Annotated in this window: 17 protein-coding genes; 9 read left to right on the top strand and 8 right to left on the bottom strand. The window is 64.0% G+C overall.

Features of this window, described 5'->3' with window-relative positions:
- The first annotated feature begins 19 nt into the window (after positions 1-19).
- On the top strand, positions 20-1,801 hold the full coding sequence (locus tag ASE85_RS18315) for a sensor domain-containing diguanylate cyclase (RefSeq protein WP_056691876.1): 1,782 nt from the start codon (positions 20-22) through the stop codon (positions 1,799-1,801).
- 88 nt (positions 1,802-1,889) lie between these two features.
- Positions 1,890-2,267: a MerC domain-containing protein gene (locus tag ASE85_RS18310; protein ID WP_056691869.1), complete on the top strand. Its 378-nt coding sequence runs from the start codon at positions 1,890-1,892 to the stop codon at positions 2,265-2,267.
- A gap of 139 nt (positions 2,268-2,406) precedes the next feature.
- On the opposite strand, the gene glpX is transcribed toward ASE85_RS18310, so the two are convergent.
- On the bottom strand, positions 2,407-3,393 hold the full coding sequence (gene glpX / locus ASE85_RS18305; protein WP_056691866.1) for a class II fructose-bisphosphatase: 987 nt from the start codon (positions 3,391-3,393) through the stop codon (positions 2,407-2,409).
- A 122-nt stretch (positions 3,394-3,515) separates the two neighbouring features.
- Here glpX and ASE85_RS18300 point away from each other — a divergent pair, with 122 nt between their 5' ends.
- Complete coding sequence (locus ASE85_RS18300) at positions 3,516-3,965, top strand: hypothetical protein (RefSeq protein WP_235523609.1); 450 nt, start codon at positions 3,516-3,518, stop codon at positions 3,963-3,965.
- 6 nt (positions 3,966-3,971) lie between these two features.
- Here ASE85_RS18300 and ASE85_RS18295 read toward each other — a convergent pair whose 3' ends face one another.
- Together ASE85_RS18295 and ASE85_RS18290 are read right to left on the bottom strand one after the other, a co-directional pair.
- Positions 3,972-5,276 carry a homoserine dehydrogenase gene (locus ASE85_RS18295; RefSeq protein ID WP_056691864.1) on the bottom strand — a complete coding sequence of 435 codons (1,305 nt, stop codon included), beginning with the start codon at positions 5,274-5,276 and terminating at the stop codon, positions 3,972-3,974.
- A 100-nt stretch (positions 5,277-5,376) separates the two neighbouring features.
- Complete coding sequence (locus ASE85_RS18290) at positions 5,377-6,249, bottom strand: hypothetical protein (protein ID WP_200928402.1); 873 nt, start codon at positions 6,247-6,249, stop codon at positions 5,377-5,379.
- Positions 6,250-6,503: 254 nt separating this feature from the next.
- Here ASE85_RS18290 and ASE85_RS18285 point away from each other — a divergent pair, with 254 nt between their 5' ends.
- The 5 genes from ASE85_RS18285 to ASE85_RS18265 all read left to right on the top strand — a co-directional run bounded on the left by ASE85_RS18285 (position 6,504) and on the right by ASE85_RS18265 (position 9,595).
- Positions 6,504-7,166: an energy transducer TonB gene (locus ASE85_RS18285; protein ID WP_056691861.1), complete on the top strand. Its 663-nt coding sequence runs from the start codon at positions 6,504-6,506 to the stop codon at positions 7,164-7,166.
- A gap of 72 nt (positions 7,167-7,238) precedes the next feature.
- A complete protein-coding gene (locus ASE85_RS18280; protein ID WP_200928398.1) occupies positions 7,239-7,991 on the top strand; it encodes a MotA/TolQ/ExbB proton channel family protein in 753 nt (250 codons plus the stop codon).
- A gap of 113 nt (positions 7,992-8,104) precedes the next feature.
- A complete protein-coding gene (locus tag ASE85_RS18275) occupies positions 8,105-8,590 on the top strand; it encodes an ExbD/TolR family protein (protein ID WP_056691857.1) in 486 nt (161 codons plus the stop codon).
- 24 nt (positions 8,591-8,614) lie between these two features.
- A complete protein-coding gene (locus ASE85_RS18270) occupies positions 8,615-9,037 on the top strand; it encodes an ExbD/TolR family protein (RefSeq protein WP_056691854.1) in 423 nt (140 codons plus the stop codon).
- Between the two features lie 228 nt (positions 9,038-9,265).
- Positions 9,266-9,595: a PilZ domain-containing protein gene (locus ASE85_RS18265; protein WP_056691853.1), complete on the top strand. Its 330-nt coding sequence runs from the start codon at positions 9,266-9,268 to the stop codon at positions 9,593-9,595.
- 17 nt (positions 9,596-9,612) lie between these two features.
- Here the strand turns inward: ASE85_RS18265 and ASE85_RS18260 are convergent, their stop codons facing one another.
- Positions 9,613-11,400 (bottom strand): ABC transporter transmembrane domain-containing protein, encoded by a 1,788-nt coding sequence (locus tag ASE85_RS18260; protein ID WP_056691850.1) that lies wholly within the window; start codon positions 11,398-11,400, stop codon positions 9,613-9,615.
- Between the two features lie 103 nt (positions 11,401-11,503).
- Complete coding sequence (locus ASE85_RS18255) at positions 11,504-12,796, bottom strand: class I SAM-dependent methyltransferase (protein ID WP_056691848.1); 1,293 nt, start codon at positions 12,794-12,796, stop codon at positions 11,504-11,506.
- A gap of 101 nt (positions 12,797-12,897) precedes the next feature.
- Between ASE85_RS18255 and dgcA the strand changes: the two genes are divergently transcribed.
- Entirely contained in the window at positions 12,898-13,872 is a 975-nt protein-coding gene (gene dgcA / locus ASE85_RS18250) for an N-acetyl-D-Glu racemase DgcA (protein ID WP_056692067.1), read from the top strand.
- A gap of 35 nt (positions 13,873-13,907) precedes the next feature.
- Here the strand turns inward: dgcA and ASE85_RS18245 are convergent, their stop codons facing one another.
- From ASE85_RS18245 to ASE85_RS18235, 3 genes are all read right to left on the bottom strand, one after another.
- Complete coding sequence (locus ASE85_RS18245; RefSeq protein WP_056691846.1) at positions 13,908-14,297, bottom strand: hypothetical protein; 390 nt, start codon at positions 14,295-14,297, stop codon at positions 13,908-13,910.
- Positions 14,298-14,669: 372 nt separating this feature from the next.
- Positions 14,670-16,019, bottom strand: a complete 1,350-nt coding sequence (locus tag ASE85_RS18240) for a S41 family peptidase (protein ID WP_056691843.1) — start codon at positions 16,017-16,019, stop codon at positions 14,670-14,672.
- Positions 16,020-16,123: 104 nt separating this feature from the next.
- Entirely contained in the window at positions 16,124-17,431 is a 1,308-nt protein-coding gene (locus ASE85_RS18235) for a hypothetical protein (RefSeq protein ID WP_056691841.1), read from the bottom strand.
- Positions 17,432-17,491 lie beyond the last annotated feature (60 nt).

Here is a 17,491-nt window from a genome sequence, read left to right as displayed (position 1 = left end):
GCGTAGCAGTAGCTGCACCATGCCGCGTACCGTCCCTCGCCATATCCCATCCTGGATCACCCCGGTTGCCACCGGCTGCGTCTATTTCGTGGTCGCGTCGCTGGCATTGGTCATGTCGCGGTTCGAAGGTGGGCTGGCCTTCATCTGGGCCGCCAATGCCTTCCTCATGGCCGAATTGCTGACGTCGCGCACCGCGCATTGGCCGCGTGCGATCATCGCCTGCGGCATCGCCAGCGCGGCGGCGACCGCCTGGGTTGGCATGGGGCCGGCCGCAGCGCTGCCGATGGCGGCGATCAATATCCTCGAATCGCTGATCGTGGCGGTCATCTGCCGCTGGTTCGTGGCGGACAGGCTGGTCACGGGGGCGATTCGCCCTCTGGTCGTATTCGTCATTGCGCTGTGCGGCGCGGCCAACATCATCGCCGGCCTGTGCGCGGCCTGGGTCGCCTCGACGCTGACATCCGTCTCCTTCGCTCATTCCTTCACCCAATGGTATACTGGTCATGTGCTGGGTGGCCTGATCTGTGCGCCGATCCTGATCATGGCCTTTCAGGGCGAGTTTCGCCGTTGGCTGGACGAAGCATCGACGCGGTCGAGGATAGAGGCGGTGCTGCTGCTGGCCCTGTTCGCGCTGACGACTGTTCATGTCTTCCATTGGGCGCGCTATCCGCTGCTCTTCGCGCCGCTCCTGCCGCTGGTGCTGATCGCCTTCCGCGTCGGCCATATGGGGTCGGCCCTGGCGATCATCCTGCTGGCTGTGATTGGCGGGCAGGCGACCATGATGGGCATCGGCCCGCTGGCCTGGGTTGCCGAAGACACGGGCGAACGCATCCAGTTCTTCCAATTCTATCTCGCCCTCAGCTTCCTGCTGTGCATGCCCGTCGCGGTCGAACTGGCGGCGCGCAAGCGGCTGTTCCAGATGCTGCAACAGAGCGAGGCGCGCTATCGGGCGATGGCCGAATATAGCGGCGACCTGGTGCTGAACATCAGCGCGGATGGAGTGATTCAATATGCTTCTCCGTCCGCGACCGAGCAGATCGGCTACGCGCCGGAACTGCTGGTCGGGCAGGAGGCTGCCAATCTGGTCGATCCGGAGGACCGGGCGGTCGTCATCGCCGCCTATCGCCGCGCGCTGGCCCAGCCCGGTTCCGTCCACAAGGTGGAGTTTCGCCCGCTGGTGCTGACCGACGGGCTGGAATGGTGTGAAATGGTGAGTCGCGCCATGATAGATGAACGCGGGTTGCCCAGCGGTGTCGTCAGCATGATCCGCGACATGTCCCGACACAAGGCGCGCCAGCGCGCGCTGCAACAGGTGGCAGCGCGCGATTCGCTGACCGGTGCCGACAGCCGCCGTGCCTTTCTCGACAAGCTGGACCGCGAGATCGAGCGCGCCGCCATGGGGGCACGCTCGTCTCTGCTTCTGATCGACATCGACCATTTCAAGTCGGTCAACGACCGCTTCGGCCATGGTGCAGGCGACCGGGTGCTGACGGCCTTTGTCGAACGGCTGCGTACAGGATTGCGCGCCGCCGACGCCATCGGCCGTCTGGGCGGTGAGGAATTTGCCATCCTGCTGGAGAATAGCGACATCGATCGGTCCAGCATAATGTGCGAGCGGCTCCGCGCGCTGCTGGCCGAACCGATCCTGGTCGAAGCTTCGGTTGCGATCTCCATCACCTTCAGCGCCGGGCTGGTCGAATTGGACGGTATGTCCGATCGCTCCGCGATGCTAGAGGTGGCGGACAAGGCGCTCTATCGCGCCAAGCATAGCGGCCGGAACTGCCTGCGCCGCGCCGCGTGATCGTGACAATGATTCGCGCTCTATCGCGACGGAAAAATCAGGATGTTATGTTGTAACTTATGATTGGTTGCCCTATGTAGCGGCGACAATGAAACTGACTTTGCGCCATGCCCTGATGAGCGGTCGTATCGATCGGATCGCGATCGCGCTGTCGGGCCTGTGTGTTGCCCATTGTTTCGCCACTGCGGTGATATTGGGCCTGCTTGCTTCAGCGGGCGGCATCTTCGAAAGCCCGCTCTTCCACGAAGCCGGGCTGGTGCTGGCGATCCTGCTGGGAGCGGTCGCGCTCGGCCATGGTGCGCTGGTCCATGGCTATATGATGCCGGCGGCGATCGGATCGCTGGGCCTGGGCGTCATGGCGGGCGCGCTCACCATGGACCATGGCATGCAGGAAAGCATCTATACGCTGATCGGTGTCGGCATATTGGCGCTCGGCCACGACCTTAATCACCGCGCCGGCCGCTAGGGCATTTTGAAATCATCCGGAACAGATGACGGCTCGAAAATTGCTGAAGACGAAAGACTCCCGGAGCATGATGCGGTTCACTCTAATCGCATCATGCTCTATGTCATTGGAGGGAGCCGGACAGCTCCCCCAAATCATCTCAACTCTGGTTCCTGTGATCGAACCGATGCTCGCCCTTCACCCAGCGCACGGTGCCGGTGCTGGCGCGCATCACCACGCTTTCGGTGGTCAGCTTGCCGCCGGGCAGACGCTTGACCCCGTCCAGTAGCGACCCGTCGGTCACGCCGGTCGCGGCGAAGATGCAGTCGCCCTTTGCCAGTTCATTCAGGTCGTAAATCTTGTCGAGGTCGGTGATGCCCCATTTGCGGGCACGCGCCTTTTCATCCTCATTGCGGAACAGCAGCTTGCCCTTGAACTGGCCGCCGACGCAGCGCAGCGCGGCGCAGGCCAGCACGCCCTCCGGCGCTCCGCCCGATCCCATATAGATGTCGATCGTGGTATCGGGATCAGTCGTGGCGATCACCCCGGCCACATCACCGTCCGGGATCAGCATGATGCCGCAGCCGATCGCGCGCAATTCGCCAATCAGTCGTTCATGGCGAGGTCGGTCAAGCACGCAGACGATGATCTCGTGCGGATCGACGCCCTTGGCCTTCGCAACCGCCCCGACATTCTCCCGCACCGATTTTTTCAGGTCGATCGTGCCATCGGGATAGCCGGGGCCGATCGCCAGTTTTTCCATATAGACATCGGGGGCGTTGAGCAGGCCGCCCTCCTCTGAAATAGCCAGTACGGCAAGCGCGTTCGGTCCGGCCTTGGCGGTGATGGTGGTGCCTTCCAGCGGGTCGAGCGCGATGTCGATCCGGGGACCGGTGCCAATCGCATTGCCGACCTTTTCGCCGATATAGAGCATCGGTGCCTCGTCCCGTTCGCCTTCGCCAATGACGACCGTGCCATCCATGTAGAGATCGTTGAAGGCGAGGCGCATCGCCTCCACGGCGGCAGCGTCGGCCGCCTTTTCGTCGCCCCGGCCGATCAGCTTCGACGCGGCGATCGCGGCCGCTTCGGTAACGCGGACCATTTCGAGCACCAGGACGCGATCGAGTATCGAGCTTCCCTGAACCATAAACTTCCTCTGCCTTGTCTTATGGGTCGAGGCGATAGGAGTTTGCCTCCTGCTTGTCGAGCGAGGAAGGCCCCGCGGCCGATCCATTTCCACAACGGGGCGGGGTCATGATGCAGCCATGATTGGCTGCTTTCCTGCCGGCGATGAAGCGCTTCCTTCTTGTCGCCTTGATGGCGGCCTCGCCGCTGGCCGCACAGGAGGCGGACGGGGACAGGCTGATGGCGGCCTATCGGGACAAGACCCAAGTGGTTCGTCCCTGCGACCGCAGCGGCGACGCGATCGTGGTGTGCGGCACGCGCGCGGAACGGAATGCGAAGCAGCGCCTGCCCTTGCCACGCATTTCCGAAGAAAGAGCGGGGGCGCCGCGCGGCGAAGCGCCCCGTGCCTCGGCCGCAGCGCCCAGGCAAGGCAGTTGCGGCGTGGTGGGCGGGCAGGGGACGGGCTGTACCGGTGGTCTGCCGGTTTTCCAGGCGGCAGATGCCCTGGTGAAAGTCTTGACGGCGATTGCAGATCCCGGCGCTGACCTGTCGCCACCGCCACTTGATCGCATCAAGGGCGCCGGGCAGCAGTAGGCCAGTTCAGTCGAGGATGTGCATGACCATCGGCAAGTCGAGCAGGCTGTCCGACCCGGCCAGCCGCTCCAGCGTTTCGCGCACGCAGCGTTCTTCGCCGGCATGGGTCACGATCGCGACCAGAACGCCGTCTTCCTGATGGGAACCGCGCTGGATCATGCTTTCGATCGATACGCCGGCATCGCGAGTGGCAGCGGCGATTTCCGCCAATACGCCGGGGCGGTCCTGTACCTTGAAGCGCAGATAAGTGCGGCCGATGCGTTGACCAGCATCGGCGGTATTTTGGGGCGTCAGGGCAGCGACCGGCATGGCGAAGGCATCGCCATATTCGTCGCGCGCCACGTCGATCAGGTCGGCGACCACGGCCGATGCGGTCGGGCCATCGCCGGCGCCACGCCCCTGGAAGAAGAGGCGGCCGACGAAATTACCTTCCGCCACCACCGCGTTCAGCGATCCGTCGACATGGGCGAGCGGATGATCGAGCGGAACCAGCATTGGATGGACACGCTGGAACAAGCCCTCCGGCCCGTTCTGCGCCATGCCGACCAGGCGGATACGATAGCCGAGCGCCGCGGCCTCGCCGATATCGGCAGCGATGATGTGGCGGATGCCGGTGGTCACGACCGCCTCGAAATCCAGTTCGGTGCCGAACGCCAGGCTGGCAAGGATGGTCAGCTTGTGCGCAGCATCGACACCATCGATATCGAAACTGGGGTCGGCCTCGGCATAGCCCAGCTCCTGCGCTTCCTTCAAAACCTCGTCGAAGCCCCGACCTTCCTTTTCCATCGTGGTCAGGATGTAATTACAGGTGCCGTTCAATATGCCGTAGACACGGCTGATCTCGTTCGCGGCGGCGCCTTCGCGCATGCCCTTGATGACCGGGATGCCGCCTGCCACTGCGGCTTCATATTTGAGCGCGATGCCGCCCTGCTCGGCGAGGCGGGCGAGATCAAGGCCGTGATGCGCCAGCATCGCCTTGTTGGCGGTGACGAAGGGCTTGCCGACGGTCAGGCACTGGCGCGCCAACGTCAGCGCGGGGCCGTCCGCGCCGCCGATGAGTTCGACCACGACATCCACATCGTCGCGGGTGGCGAGCGTCGTCATGTCATCCACCCATTCATAGGGCGACAGGTCGACACCGCGATCCTTGCTCCGGTCGCGCGCGGAAATGGCGACGATCTGGATCGGGCAACCGGCGCGGCGGGCAATCAGGTCGCCATTGGTTTCGAGCAGCCGAATCACCCCGCCGCCCACCGTGCCGAGGCCGACAAGCGCGACGCGCAGCGGGGCATGGCGGTGCAGATTGGTCATGGCGGTGTGTCTTCCTTCCGGCTGATGAACGCCGCGCTGATAGCCGTACCGGCGTATCTGTCCAAAGGAAAAGCAGGTGGTGGGGACGCGCCAGCCCGAATCAAGCGGGCGGCCGCGTCCGCCCGCACGACCCGAGCGCGGCGATCACGACGGCATAGTCGGCGCGGGCGGCTTCCGCATCCTGCACGGACAGGGTGCGGACCGACCGGGCTGGCAGGGAGCCAGGCAGGCTGCACGCCATGCGATACCAGAGCAGGCTACCGGGTTCGGGCGGGCGAGCGGCTTCATCCATGATCTCCCCCAAGGCGACCGCCCAGTGCGGCGCCTGTCCGGGCCGGCGGAGGATCGAGAGTGACACCGGGTCGCCATTTTCGGTCCGCAGGAAGATCTGCGTCTCGCCCTCGCCAGCGATCGTGCCCGCGACATGGAAGGCATCGCCCAGCCCGATGATCCGTGGGGGTGCTCCGGGCGCGACCAGGGCGGACAGCACGGCCTTCACCCTGTCGACTTCCGCAGGCGTCGCCGGAATCTGGGCATCCGGGGCGATCAACTGGATCTCGCTGGGACGATTGCCGGGACGGGCGAACAGGATGACCTGCGCCTTCTTCAGCTTCGGGATCTTCCCCCGTGCGTCGATGGGGGCATCATAAAGATAAGTTACAATAGGACTGATTCCCGCATCGCCGCGAATCAGCCCCGCTACATCGGCCTCCACAAACAGTCTTTTATGTCCCGACGGCACGATTCCCGCCTGTACGGGCTTCAGGGCTATGATGTTGCGAATGCGCACATGGGCCACCAGCGGTGCCTTGTCCGCCAAGTCCACCATATCGGCGTAGGACAAGCCCGCCGGTCCGAATGAGGGTTTCGTCACCACTTTTTCATTCTGGGCAAATGCCGGGAAAACCGCGGGAGATGCGGCGGAAATGAGGCAGGCCAACCCAAAACGGGTCAGGCGGGTAGCGGATTTCATCGTCATCTTCGTCCTGTGTTATTGGCCCGTGGCAAGGATGTCACAGGCAAGTCATTCCGATATGAAATGGTAACCGCAAATGAACAAAACGATAAAGCGTTTGCGTGCCACGATGCGCCGCGATAGGAGTTTGCGCGGTAGCAAATGAACGGACAGGGGCCAAAGGCGATTGGGATAGCCCGGTCGGCTTGGGTCGTTTTTGGCTGATTTTGTATAAACCACTGGTAAGATGAGTTAAGGAGTGTCGTTGCCGAATGGCCTATGCTGACCACTCGCAAGGATCGAGTCGGACTGTCTCGATCGTCATCGTCGCCCTGATTCACGCTGTTCTTGGCTATGCCTTCGTCACCGGTCTTGGCATGAAATATGTCAAAAAGGCGGCAGAACAGCTGAACGTGATCGACGTGAAGGAGGAACCGCCACCACCGGACGAGGAGCCGCCGCCGCCGCCGCCAGATCAGCCGATCGAGCCGCCGCCGGTTGTCGCGCCTCCGCCGATTGTGCAGACCCCGGCGCCTGCGCCGCCGATTCAGACCGTTCGGACACCCCCTCCGGTGTTCAATCCGGTCCCGGTCGCCGCACCGCCGCCCCCCCCGGCCGCACCGCCGCCACCGCCTCAGGCTGCAACGCGCGCTTCGCCGCGTAGCTCGCCGGGCAGCTGGCTCAGCGATGCCGACTATCCGAGCCGCGCGCAGCGCGAAGAACGTTCGGGTACGGCCGGTTTCCGTCTGGAAATCGGCGCAGATGGTCGTGTGACCAACTGCACCATCACGCAGTCGACCGGCCATGCCGACCTCGACGAAGCAACCTGCCGTCTGCTGCCGAAGCGTGCGCGCTTCAAGCCGGCCAAGGGTTCTGATGGCGCGGAAATGCCCGACACCTACAACGGGCGTATCACCTGGCGTCTGCCGGAATAATCCTGATCGGGAAGGCGTGCGCGTGACGCCGCCTTGCCCTAGCTTGATCTCATTGAGAGGGAAGTCTTGAACATGTTGATGTATCTCGCAGCTGCGGCTCCCAAGCCGGAAAACCCCTATGGCCTGATGGAAGCCCTGGAACAGGGTGGTACCATCGCCTGGACCGTGTTCCTCATCCTGTGCGCCATGTCGGTCGGTACTTTCTACATTCTGTTCACCAAGCTGATCGAACAGCAGAAGGTGATCAACCAGGGCAAGAAGGTTCGTGCGACCTTCTGGCGCTCGGCTTCGCTCAAGGAAGCGTCGGCCAAGCTCGAAAAGAACTCGGCCTACAAGCAGATCGTCGACGACGGCATCAAGGCCCAGGACGAACATGGCAAGCTGAAGGATCCGGTCGAAGCGCATGACTGGCTGCACGGCTCGCTGGCGCGTTCGGAAGCCGCGATCAACTCGTCGCTGAACGGTGGCCTTGCTTTCCTCGCAACCGTCGGTTCGACCTCGCCGTTCATCGGTCTGTTCGGTACCGTTATCGGTATTTACCGCGCCCTGATCAAGATCGGTGCTGCCGGTCAGGCCTCGATCGACGCCGTCGCCGGCCCGGTCGGTGAAGCTCTGATCATGACCGCCCTGGGTCTGGCCGTGGCCGTTCCCGCAGTGCTCGCCTACAACTTCCTGCAACGCCGCAACAAGTCGATCGCCGAACAGCTGAACGGTTTCACCGTCGACCTGCTCGCCTATCTGGTTTCGGACGGCGCCGTGAAGCCTTCGGTCACTGCCGCTCCGGCGGTTGCTGCCAAGCCGGCTGCTGCTCCGACCAAGGCCTGATTGCCTTAATACTCCGGTCAGGAAACGGGGTGGCGGCTGCGACCGCCCTGTTTCCTCCCGGACGTGGGCCTCGTCCGACGAGGCACCATCGATACCAAGGTTAGGATATATCAATGGCAATGAGTGCTGGCTCTGGCGGTGACGACAAGCCTTTGTCCGACATCAACACGACGCCGCTCGTCGACGTCATGCTGGTGTTGCTCATCATCTTTCTCATCGCGGTCCCGGTCGTCGTCCAGACGGTCGACCTCCAGCTTCCCAAAGTGGCTTTCGAGCCCACTACGACGAAGCCGGAAAATGTGTCTCTTTCGGTTACGCAGGCCTCTGATGGCAAATGCGCGGTGTTCTGGGGCATGGCTCCTGTAAGCTCCAGCGAGTTGCTGGATCGCGCCGTGGCCAAGCTGGAAGCGGACATCAAGAAGGTTGGTGGCGTTGAAAACATGACGCCCGAGGATCTGCCCGAAGTGCATATCCGCGGCGACATCAACACCCCCTATCGTTGCATCGGCGGCACCATCTATACGATGCAGCGCGCTGGTTTCCCGAAGGTGGGCTTCATCTCCGAGCCGGAACCCGGCACGACGACGACCCGCCTCTGACCGGCTGATTAAGGAGATTTCGCTATGGCTATGAGCATGGGCTCCGATGATGGTGAGCCGATGATGGAAATGAACACGACGCCGTTGATCGACGTCATGCTCGTTCTCCTCATCATGTTCATCATCACCATTCCGATCCAGACCCACGCGGTAAAGATCGACCTGCCGCAGAACGCGCCGCCTACGGACAGCGTGATCGACCCGGTCAAGAACAAGGTCGCGATCGATCCGGCTGGAATCATCACCTGGAACGGTTCGGCAATCGATCTGCTGACCCTCCGTCAGTATTTGCAGCAGTCGCTGCGCCTGCCGGTCGAGCCGGAACTACAGTTCCAGCCGAACGCCGCCACGCGCTACGTCACGGTTGACGAAGTGCTGGCGGAGATCAAGCGTGCGGGCGTGACGAAGCTGGGCTTCGTCGGCAACGAGCAATATGGCAGCTTCTGATCGCTGACATCCGACAGCGCTTTTCCCGCGCAAGACTTCCCGGTTTACGGGATGGCGGGTCGGATCAAGGCCACAGAAGATTGCGGATATTCAGGGGTCGCCTTCGGGCGGCCCTTTTTTTGTGCATGCGCTGCCGGAAAAGCGGCAGGCCGCGTCGCAATCGGCTCGGCCTTAACCCTTTGCTTACTTCGTCGGCCGACAATAGCCCAACGGCAGAGCGGTAGCGATATGGGTGCGGAACGACAGACAGAATATGGCCAGAAGGGCCGGGCGGCGGAACGCCGCCATGTCCAGATCGGGGTCAAGGTACGGCGGCCGGGTGAGACCTGGTTCACCAGCCGCATCACTGACGTGTCCATCACCGGATTTCGCCTGCAAAGCTTCATGAAGCTGGCGGTCGGCGCGGACTTGTGGATCATGCTGCCGGGATTTGAGGGACGCCGCGCGCGCGTACTGTGGACCCGTGGCCCGGAAGCCGGATGCGCCTTCGAGCGGCCGCTGCATCCCGCCATTCTTGATCATATCGTGCGATTAAACCTAAGCGCTGCGGCGCGCTGAGTCGCCTGTGCGGCCGGTCAGGTGGCGGCCACGTCCTGGAACTGGAGACTGGCGAGACGGGCATAGAGGCCCTCCTGGGCCACCAGCGCCGCATGGTCGCCCTGTTCCACGATCCGGCCTTCATCCATCACCAATATGCGATCCGCCGCCCGGACCGTCGCCAGCCGATGGGCGATGACGATCGTAGTGCGACCCTGCATCAGCCGGCCCAGCGCATCCTGCACCAGCCGTTCGGATTCCGCGTCAAGGGCGGAGGTGGCTTCGTCCAGCAGCAGGATCGGCGCGTCGCGCAGCAGTGCGCGGGCGATCGAAAGGCGCTGGCGCTGGCCACCCGACAGGCGGGCGCCGCCTTCGCCCAGATGGCTGTCCAGCCCCTGCGGCAGGGCGCGCAGGAAGGATTCTGCGTTAGCCGCGCGGGCGGCGTCCCAAATCTGCGCGTCCGTGGCGTCCCATCGGCCATAGCGCAGATTATCACGGGCTGACGCAGCGAAGATCACGCTGTCCTGCGGCACCATGGCCATCATTGCGCGCAAGGCGGCGGGATCGGCATCGGGCAACGCTACGCCGTTCAGGCGCACCGTACCGGCGGATGGGTCGTAGAAGCGCAGAGCAAGCTGGATCAGCGTGGATTTGCCCGCACCTGAAGGACCGACCACGGCTACCGTCTCGCCCGGCGCCACTGCAAAGGACACGCCATGGAGGGCGGCCTGATCAGGCCGGGTGGGATAATGGAAATGCACATCCTGGAAGGCCAGATGCGCGCCCAGATCGGCTGGTGCGAGGATCGCGGGATGAGCCGGTGGCACGATATCCGGTTCGGCCGTCATCAATTCGTGCAGGCGGCTGGCCGCCCCGGCGCCACGCAACAGATCGCCCCAGCTTTCCGATAGCGATCCGAACGCGCCGGCCACCAGGCCACCTGTGAGCACGAAGGCCGCGATGCTGCCGCCCGACAGTCGGCCGGCGGCAACGTCGAGCGCGCCCTGCCACATGACCGCGGTAATCGACCCGAAGACCAGGGCGATCACCACGGCGGTCATTAATGCACGCAGGGCGACTCGTTTCCGGGCGGTGCCGAAGCCATTTTCCACCGTCGCGTCGAACCGCGCGGCCTCCCGTTGTTCCTGTCCGAACGCCTGGACGATCTTCATCGCACCCAGCACTTCACTGGTGATGCTGCCGATATCGGCCAGCCGATCCTGGCTGGCACGGGACAGGCCGCGCACCCTCCGGCCAAGGCCGATCAGCACCAGCAGGATGACCGGGATGCCGAGCAGAAGCATGGCGGCCAGTTTGGGCGCCAATGCGAAGAGATAAGCGAGCCCGCCAAGGCCGGTGACGAGATTGCGCAGTGCGACAGAGGCGGTGGAGCCGACCACCTGCTCGACGATGGCAGTGTCGGCGGTCATGCGCGATGCGATTTCGGACGGCCGGTTTTCCTCGAAGAAACGGGGGGCCTGGCGCAGCAGATTGGCTTGGGTGGCGCTGCGAATGTCGGCGACCACGCGCTCGCCCAGCCAGGACACGAAATAGAAGCGCAGTGCCGTCGCCAATGCCAGAACGACCACGATCATCAGCAGATATTCGAACCAGCGGCTGATATCGCCGCCGCCCATGAACCCCCGGTCGATGACGAGACGAAAGCCGCTGGGGATACCCAATGTCGCTGCCGATGAGACGATCAGCGCCAGCAGCGCGCCGGCAATCCGGCCGGGATAGCGGCGGGCGAAGTGCCACAGCATCGACAGGCTGCCAAGGGCGGGGCGCGCGTTGGCGCGGGCTGCGGGTTGCGGGGCATCCTCCATGGATGCCGCGCTTAAAGCTATTTCCATTCAGATGGAACATCCGACCGCCCGGAAATCGCGTAAAACATTGAGCCATCAGCCCCGGATCGCCTCAATGTACCGGTCAGCTATCCCGCGCAATCTCTCCTGCCAGTTGCATGACACGGCGGGCATCGGCCTGACCGGTCAGGGCATAGGCCATGCTACCCGCTTCCCAATAGGCCATGGTGTCGCCCTGTCTCCGCGCCATCATCGGCGTCGCTTCAGCCGGGGTTTCGGCCCGGTCGGCGAAGAAGGACAATTGCTCCCCCTGCGGAGTCACCATCGACATGGCGATGGACGGGCTGTCGGCGGTGGGGAAAAGCTGGACGTCGGTGACACGCCACCCGGCGGGGAAGGCGGGCAGGACGATGCCGGTCGACTGCTCGATCTCCTGTGGGTTGAGCGTGGCGCTTTCGACCTGCGACTCCATGCCCTGCCGCAGCAGGCCGGCACGGCGCGAGGCGGCCGCTTCATCCAGGAAGCTGCTGGCCTGAGCGCTCTGGGGAAATTCGCCCAGTTCGCCGCGCGCGATCCAGCCAGTGGCGATCAGGGCGGCGATGGCGGCGGCGCGGCCCATGTGGCGCCAGGTACGGCCAGTGTCATCGTCGTTGGCCACCGGCAGGCTGGTATCGCGACGGCGGCCGAGCAGCGTACCCTTGGTCCCGTCCTGCATCAGGCGGAAGTCGATGTGCGGCCAGCGCTTGCGCCAGCGCCGCGCGACCAGCCGCTCACCGGGCCGGGCGGCATCGTCCAGCAGCACGACGCCGTTGGGCGACAGGCGGGCGAACAGGCTGTCGGCCGCACCGCGCACCAGCGGATGCACGCTCCAGGGCGGGCCGTCGATGATGATGAGGTCGATACGCTCGGGCAACTGGTCCAGCGCATACCAGCGGCCGGGCCAGTCGGCGCTCTCTTGGGTCAGCGGCGCATGGCGGATATCGACGTCCAGTGCATGGTCGGCCAGCCATCGGCGCGTTGCATCGACGAAGCCGTCATGCTGGTCGAAACTGTGCAGCCGGCCGCCGCCATGGATTTGCAGCGCGCGGGCGGCGATCAGGGAGGAGGCGCCGGCCCCCAGTTCCACCACATGGGCGGGGCGCAGCCGCGCGATTTCCCGCACGATGTGACGCAGGAAGCCGACATCCGCCTTCCAACTGCCAAGGTGGGGAAGGGCATCATGGGCCAGATCCAGTTCATCGAGCAGAGCGCGCTTGTCCGCTGGCCGCCCGCCCGAGAGGCTGGCGAGCAACCAGGGCCAGCCGATCGCGCCGAATGCAATCCGCCAGGCCATGTCGGACAGGCGGCGCGGCAGGGCGCTGCTGACCGGCCGAGGCTCGCCCAGAGGTAGAAAGCCGGTAAGATCGCGGGATGTCACGGGAAAGCACTTTCTTCTGTAGAGGCAAGGCTATGGCGCCCCTTGTGTTTCACGCATATGACGCAGCTTCGCATGGTCAATGACGGACGCAGGGAATGCCGATGACCCGTATAATTTCCGCGACCGTCGAACGTTGGCCGGTCGCGGGCGCCTTCGTCATCAGTCGCGGCGCCAAGACTCATGTCGATGTGATCGTCTGCACCGTAGGGGATGGCGCGCATGAAGGGCGGGGCGAGGGCACGGCCATCTATTATGAAGGCGAGAGCGCGCAAGCCTGTGTCGCGGCGCTCCATGCCTATGCCGGGCCACTGGAGCGCAATGCGCTGCTGACCCATATGCCGCGCGGCGCGGCACGCAATGCGCTGGACTGCGCATTGTGGGATCTGGAGGCGAAGCGGGCCGGGGTGCCGGTGTGGCAATTGGCCGGGCTGGCTGCGCCCGCGCCGTTGCCGACCGCCTTCACCATCAGTCTGGGCGATCCGACGAAGATGGAGGCGGATGCACGGGCGGCGGCCGCACGCGGCTTTGCTCTGCTCAAATGCAAGCTGACCGGCGAGGGCGACCGGGCGCGGATCGCGGCCGTCAGGGCCGGTGCGCCGGATGTGCGGTTGATCGTGGACGCCAATGAAAGCTGGCACGCCATGGACATTGCAGCCGAAGCGGCGGCGCTGGCGGCGCTGGGCGTGGAAATGGTCGAGCAGCCGGTGATCCATGGGCAGGAGGAACGGCTGGCGGGTATCAATGCCATGCTTCCGCTGTGCGCCGACGAAAGCTGTCACACCCGCGCCGATCTTGACCGGCTGGGGGATTTCGATGCGGTCAATATCAAGCTGGACAAGGCCGGCGGCCTGACCGAGGCGCTGGCGCTGGCGACCGAGGCGCGCGCGCGCGGGTTTCGGATCATGGTCGGCTGCATGCTGAGCACGTCGCTGGGGATCGCGCCGGCCGCGCTGGTGGCGCAGGGGGCGGACTGGATCGACCTGGATGGCGCGCTTCTGCTGGCGGAGGATCGGCCGGGTGGCCTGCCATTGCGCGACGGGTTGTTGCAGCCCGGAACGTTCTGGGGGCAGGGCTGACGCCTGATCAATGGCACCCGATCAGTAGCTTCCGCTTAGTAACCCAGGGTCAGGCCGACCGCATAATATTTGGGGCCGACATTGGCCTTGGCCCGCAGTTTGGGGATGATCGGCATGGCCAGCGTCGCATAGGGACGGGTATTGTCGCCGCTGAAGCGCACACCCGCGCCGATCGTGGCCGACAGCGGAATGGTGTAGGCCGCCTCGACCCGGCCATAGAGTTTCGTGTCGCCATCGCGGACATAGACGCCCGCGCCCGGTGTCAGGCTGAACCCGGCCATATTGAACGCATAGCCTGCCCCCAGTTCCGTACCCCAATGGCCGTCAGCGCGGCCATAATTGGCTTCAGCGCCCAGTCCTTTGGCGGATGCGGTGGCGGGCAGGGCGACGGCGAGCGCGGCGACGGTGAGGATGAGGTGCTTCATGGCCTATGCGGCTAGGGTGTCGGACATCGACCGACAAGGCAGGGTGGGATGAGGCGAGTCGGTCCTGCGGCGGAGCGGTGGAAGTTGCCGCCTTTCGCCGGGCCGGAGGATGGAGGGATATATGGCGATGCCCGTCCATCATCAGGTCTGGCGCGACAGGTACGGGGCAAAGGCAAAGGTCGGACACGCAAAATGCCGTTCGGGCCATGCGGAACAGAAGCGCCCGGCAACGCATGGCGAGCTATGCCTCGCCAGCCGCCCAGTAAGGCCCTTCGACAAGCTCAGGGCGAACGGGATCGCCTCACTTCCAACCCCTAGGCGTCATTCCAGCGGGCGCCGTAGCCCGCTGGATACCGACGGGAGGGGCAGACCTTATTTCGCGCCCGGCTTTCGTGCTGCATGCGCCTGGGCGATGGTCGCGCCGGGCGTGCTGGCCAGCCGGGAGATGGTCTTGAGCGCATAGTCGAGCTGGAAATCCTCCACGCCCTTCTTCTTCAGTTCCTCGGCCGACATGGCAAAGCGCGGATCGTCCTTTATGTCTTCTTCCAGCGCCTTGTCGTCGGCCTTGATCTCGTTGATCAGGTGACGGCGCAGGTCGCTTTCGCGGAATTTCGGCCTGTTCTTATAGTCGGGATCGGACAGTTGCGGCACGCGGATATCCGGTTGGATGCCGCCTTCCTGCACGCTGCGGCCAGATGGGGTATAATAGCGTGCCGTGGTCAGCTTGAGCGCCGTGGTGCTGGACAGCGGCAGCATGGTCTGAACGCTGCCCTTGCCGAAGCTGCGTTCGCCCATCACCAGCGCGCGATGCTGATCCTGCAAGGCGCCGGCCACGATTTCGGAGGCCGAAGCGGAGCCCGCATCGACCAGCACGATCACCGGCAGGCCCTTCGCATCGTCGCCGGGCTTGGCATAGTAACGCTCGACATCACCCTTGGCCCGGCCGCGCTGCGACACGATTTCGCCGCGTTCCAGGAAGGCGTCGCTCACCGTTACCGCTTCGTCCAGCAGGCCGCCGGGATTGGAACGCAGGTCGAGGATATAGCCGGTGGGCTTGTGGCCCAGCGACTTGTCGATGCTGCGGATCGCCGACCGCACGTCCGCCCCGGTATTGGCCGAGAAGCTGACGATGTTGATGACGCCGATATTGTTCTTCACTTCCCATTTGACGGGCTTCAACTGAATGATCTCGCGCGTCAGGGTCAACTCGATCGGCTTGTCGCGGCCGGCACGGACCAGCGTCAGCTTCAGGCTGGTGCCCGGCGCACCGCGCATCTTGTCCACGGCCTCGTCCAGCGTGCCGCCATAGATGAGCTGGCCGTCGATATGGGTGATATAGTCGCCCGCCTTGATGCCCGCGCGCCAGGCAGGGGTGTCCTGGGTCGGGGCGATGACCTTGACCGCGCCATCCTCCTGCGTGACCGACAGGCCAAGGCCGCCATAGCTGCCCTCGGTCTGGGTGCGCAGATTCTGGAAATCGCGCGCATCAAGGAAGCTGCTGTGCGGATCGAGGCTGGCGAGCATGCCGTCGATCGCGCCCTTGATCAGCTTCTCATCATCGACCTTTTCGACATAGTCGCTGCGCACCTTCTGGAACACGTCCATGAATTCGTCGAGCGCCTTGTAGCTCGATGCCTCCCCATCGGCGAGCGCCGCGGTGGTAGCCGGAATGAGCGCAAGCGCCCCGAGCGCAACCGCGCCCTGGAGGAAGGTGGATTTCATGGCTGTCCTAGGAGTGTGCATCAATAGCCCGATATACGCCGATTCGCATGCCAAAGCAAAAGCGCGCTTCGATGGAGTGTCGCCCCGTCTCGATCAGCGTCAGGTTAACGGGATTCCAGCAGGGGTGCGACCAGTGGTCTGAACGCTTCGGGCGTGGCGGCGAGGTGCGCGAGGGTCTTCGCCCGTTCCGCTTCGCCCATCCTGGCGATCTTGGACCGGCCCTTCTCGAAGATCGAATGGTTGGTCGCCTGCGCGCCATGGATGAAGCGCTGGGTGATTTGCAGCAGCATATGCGTGGGTGCGACCATCGCCACCAGTTCCGGATCGACCCCGGCGGGCTGGTAGGTATAGACGACCTCGCGGAAGGCGTAGGACATGGATTCGGCGAGATTGGTGCCGAAACTGTCGCCGAAGATCAGCAGTTTGCCGCCGATCGGTGCCGTAGGGTTCCGATAGATGCGGACACAGCCATGATTGTGGATGCCATTGTCGAAGACCAGCCGGTCCGACATTTTTTCGTTGAAGCACAGTTCAAAGTTCGAGCTGGGGGGATGGAGTTTACCGCCGAGATCGCCGATCTTCTGCTTGACGGCAAAAGCGGACGGCATGCCATCAACGGGCAATTCCCAGCGCTGGAGTACGGTCTGCGCGGCGATCATGGCACCAAAATCGGTCCAGTGCGTATCCGTTTCCGCAAAGCTGAGCGTTCGGGCGTTCCACAACTCCCAGCGCGGCATGATGACCGGTTCATCCCTGAACCTCTTCAGGAAATCGTCGAACATCGTGCCGGATGCGCGGGGAAAGGGATAATAATCCCGCAATATCTCTTCTTTGGCGGGGGCGACCAGCAGGCTGATGCGGTTCAGGCCGAAATCGGACTTCCATGCGGGAAAGCGCGAAAAGAGATCGGTCCAGCTTAGCACGCTGACGTCGTCGAGCACCCCCGGTCGGGTGAACTGGGCGACACTGTCGTTGGTGTCGTTGCTGAGAAACAACTGTCCCATGCGGCCGAGCAGGGTCTGCGCGCCTGTGGCCGGAATGTCGGGGCTGGGGCCGCCGCGCTTGACCATGCCGGTCAGGGAAAGCCGTTGCCGTTCCTGGTCTACGACCTCCCACCGGCAGATGACATCGCGCCCCTGATCCTGCCGCACGGTCATGCAGACATGGAAGACGCCCTTGCGCGCCGGAACGTCCACAACGAAGCCCGGTGCGGCGATGCAACTGGCCAGCACTTCGTTGCCGTGTTTGATGGTGACGGGCACGCCATTGCCGGCATTGGCAACATGGCCGGAAAAGACCAGCCGGTCATCACCGATCGCCAGCGGTTGCGCGATCCATACCCGGCCGAGCTGGTCCGGCCCCTGCAATCCGTTCAGGCTGATCGCCCAATCCGCATCGGCGGCGGCGTCCATCTGCTTTGCCTCATCTATCATCGTCTTGAAATAGTTCCAAACTTGCTATGTTGTCAGGAT

Source organism: Sphingobium sp. Leaf26 (assembly GCF_001421665.1).
Lineage (GTDB): Bacteria > Pseudomonadota > Alphaproteobacteria > Sphingomonadales > Sphingomonadaceae > Sphingobium.
This window is presented reverse-complemented; position numbering and strand designations above follow the sequence as displayed.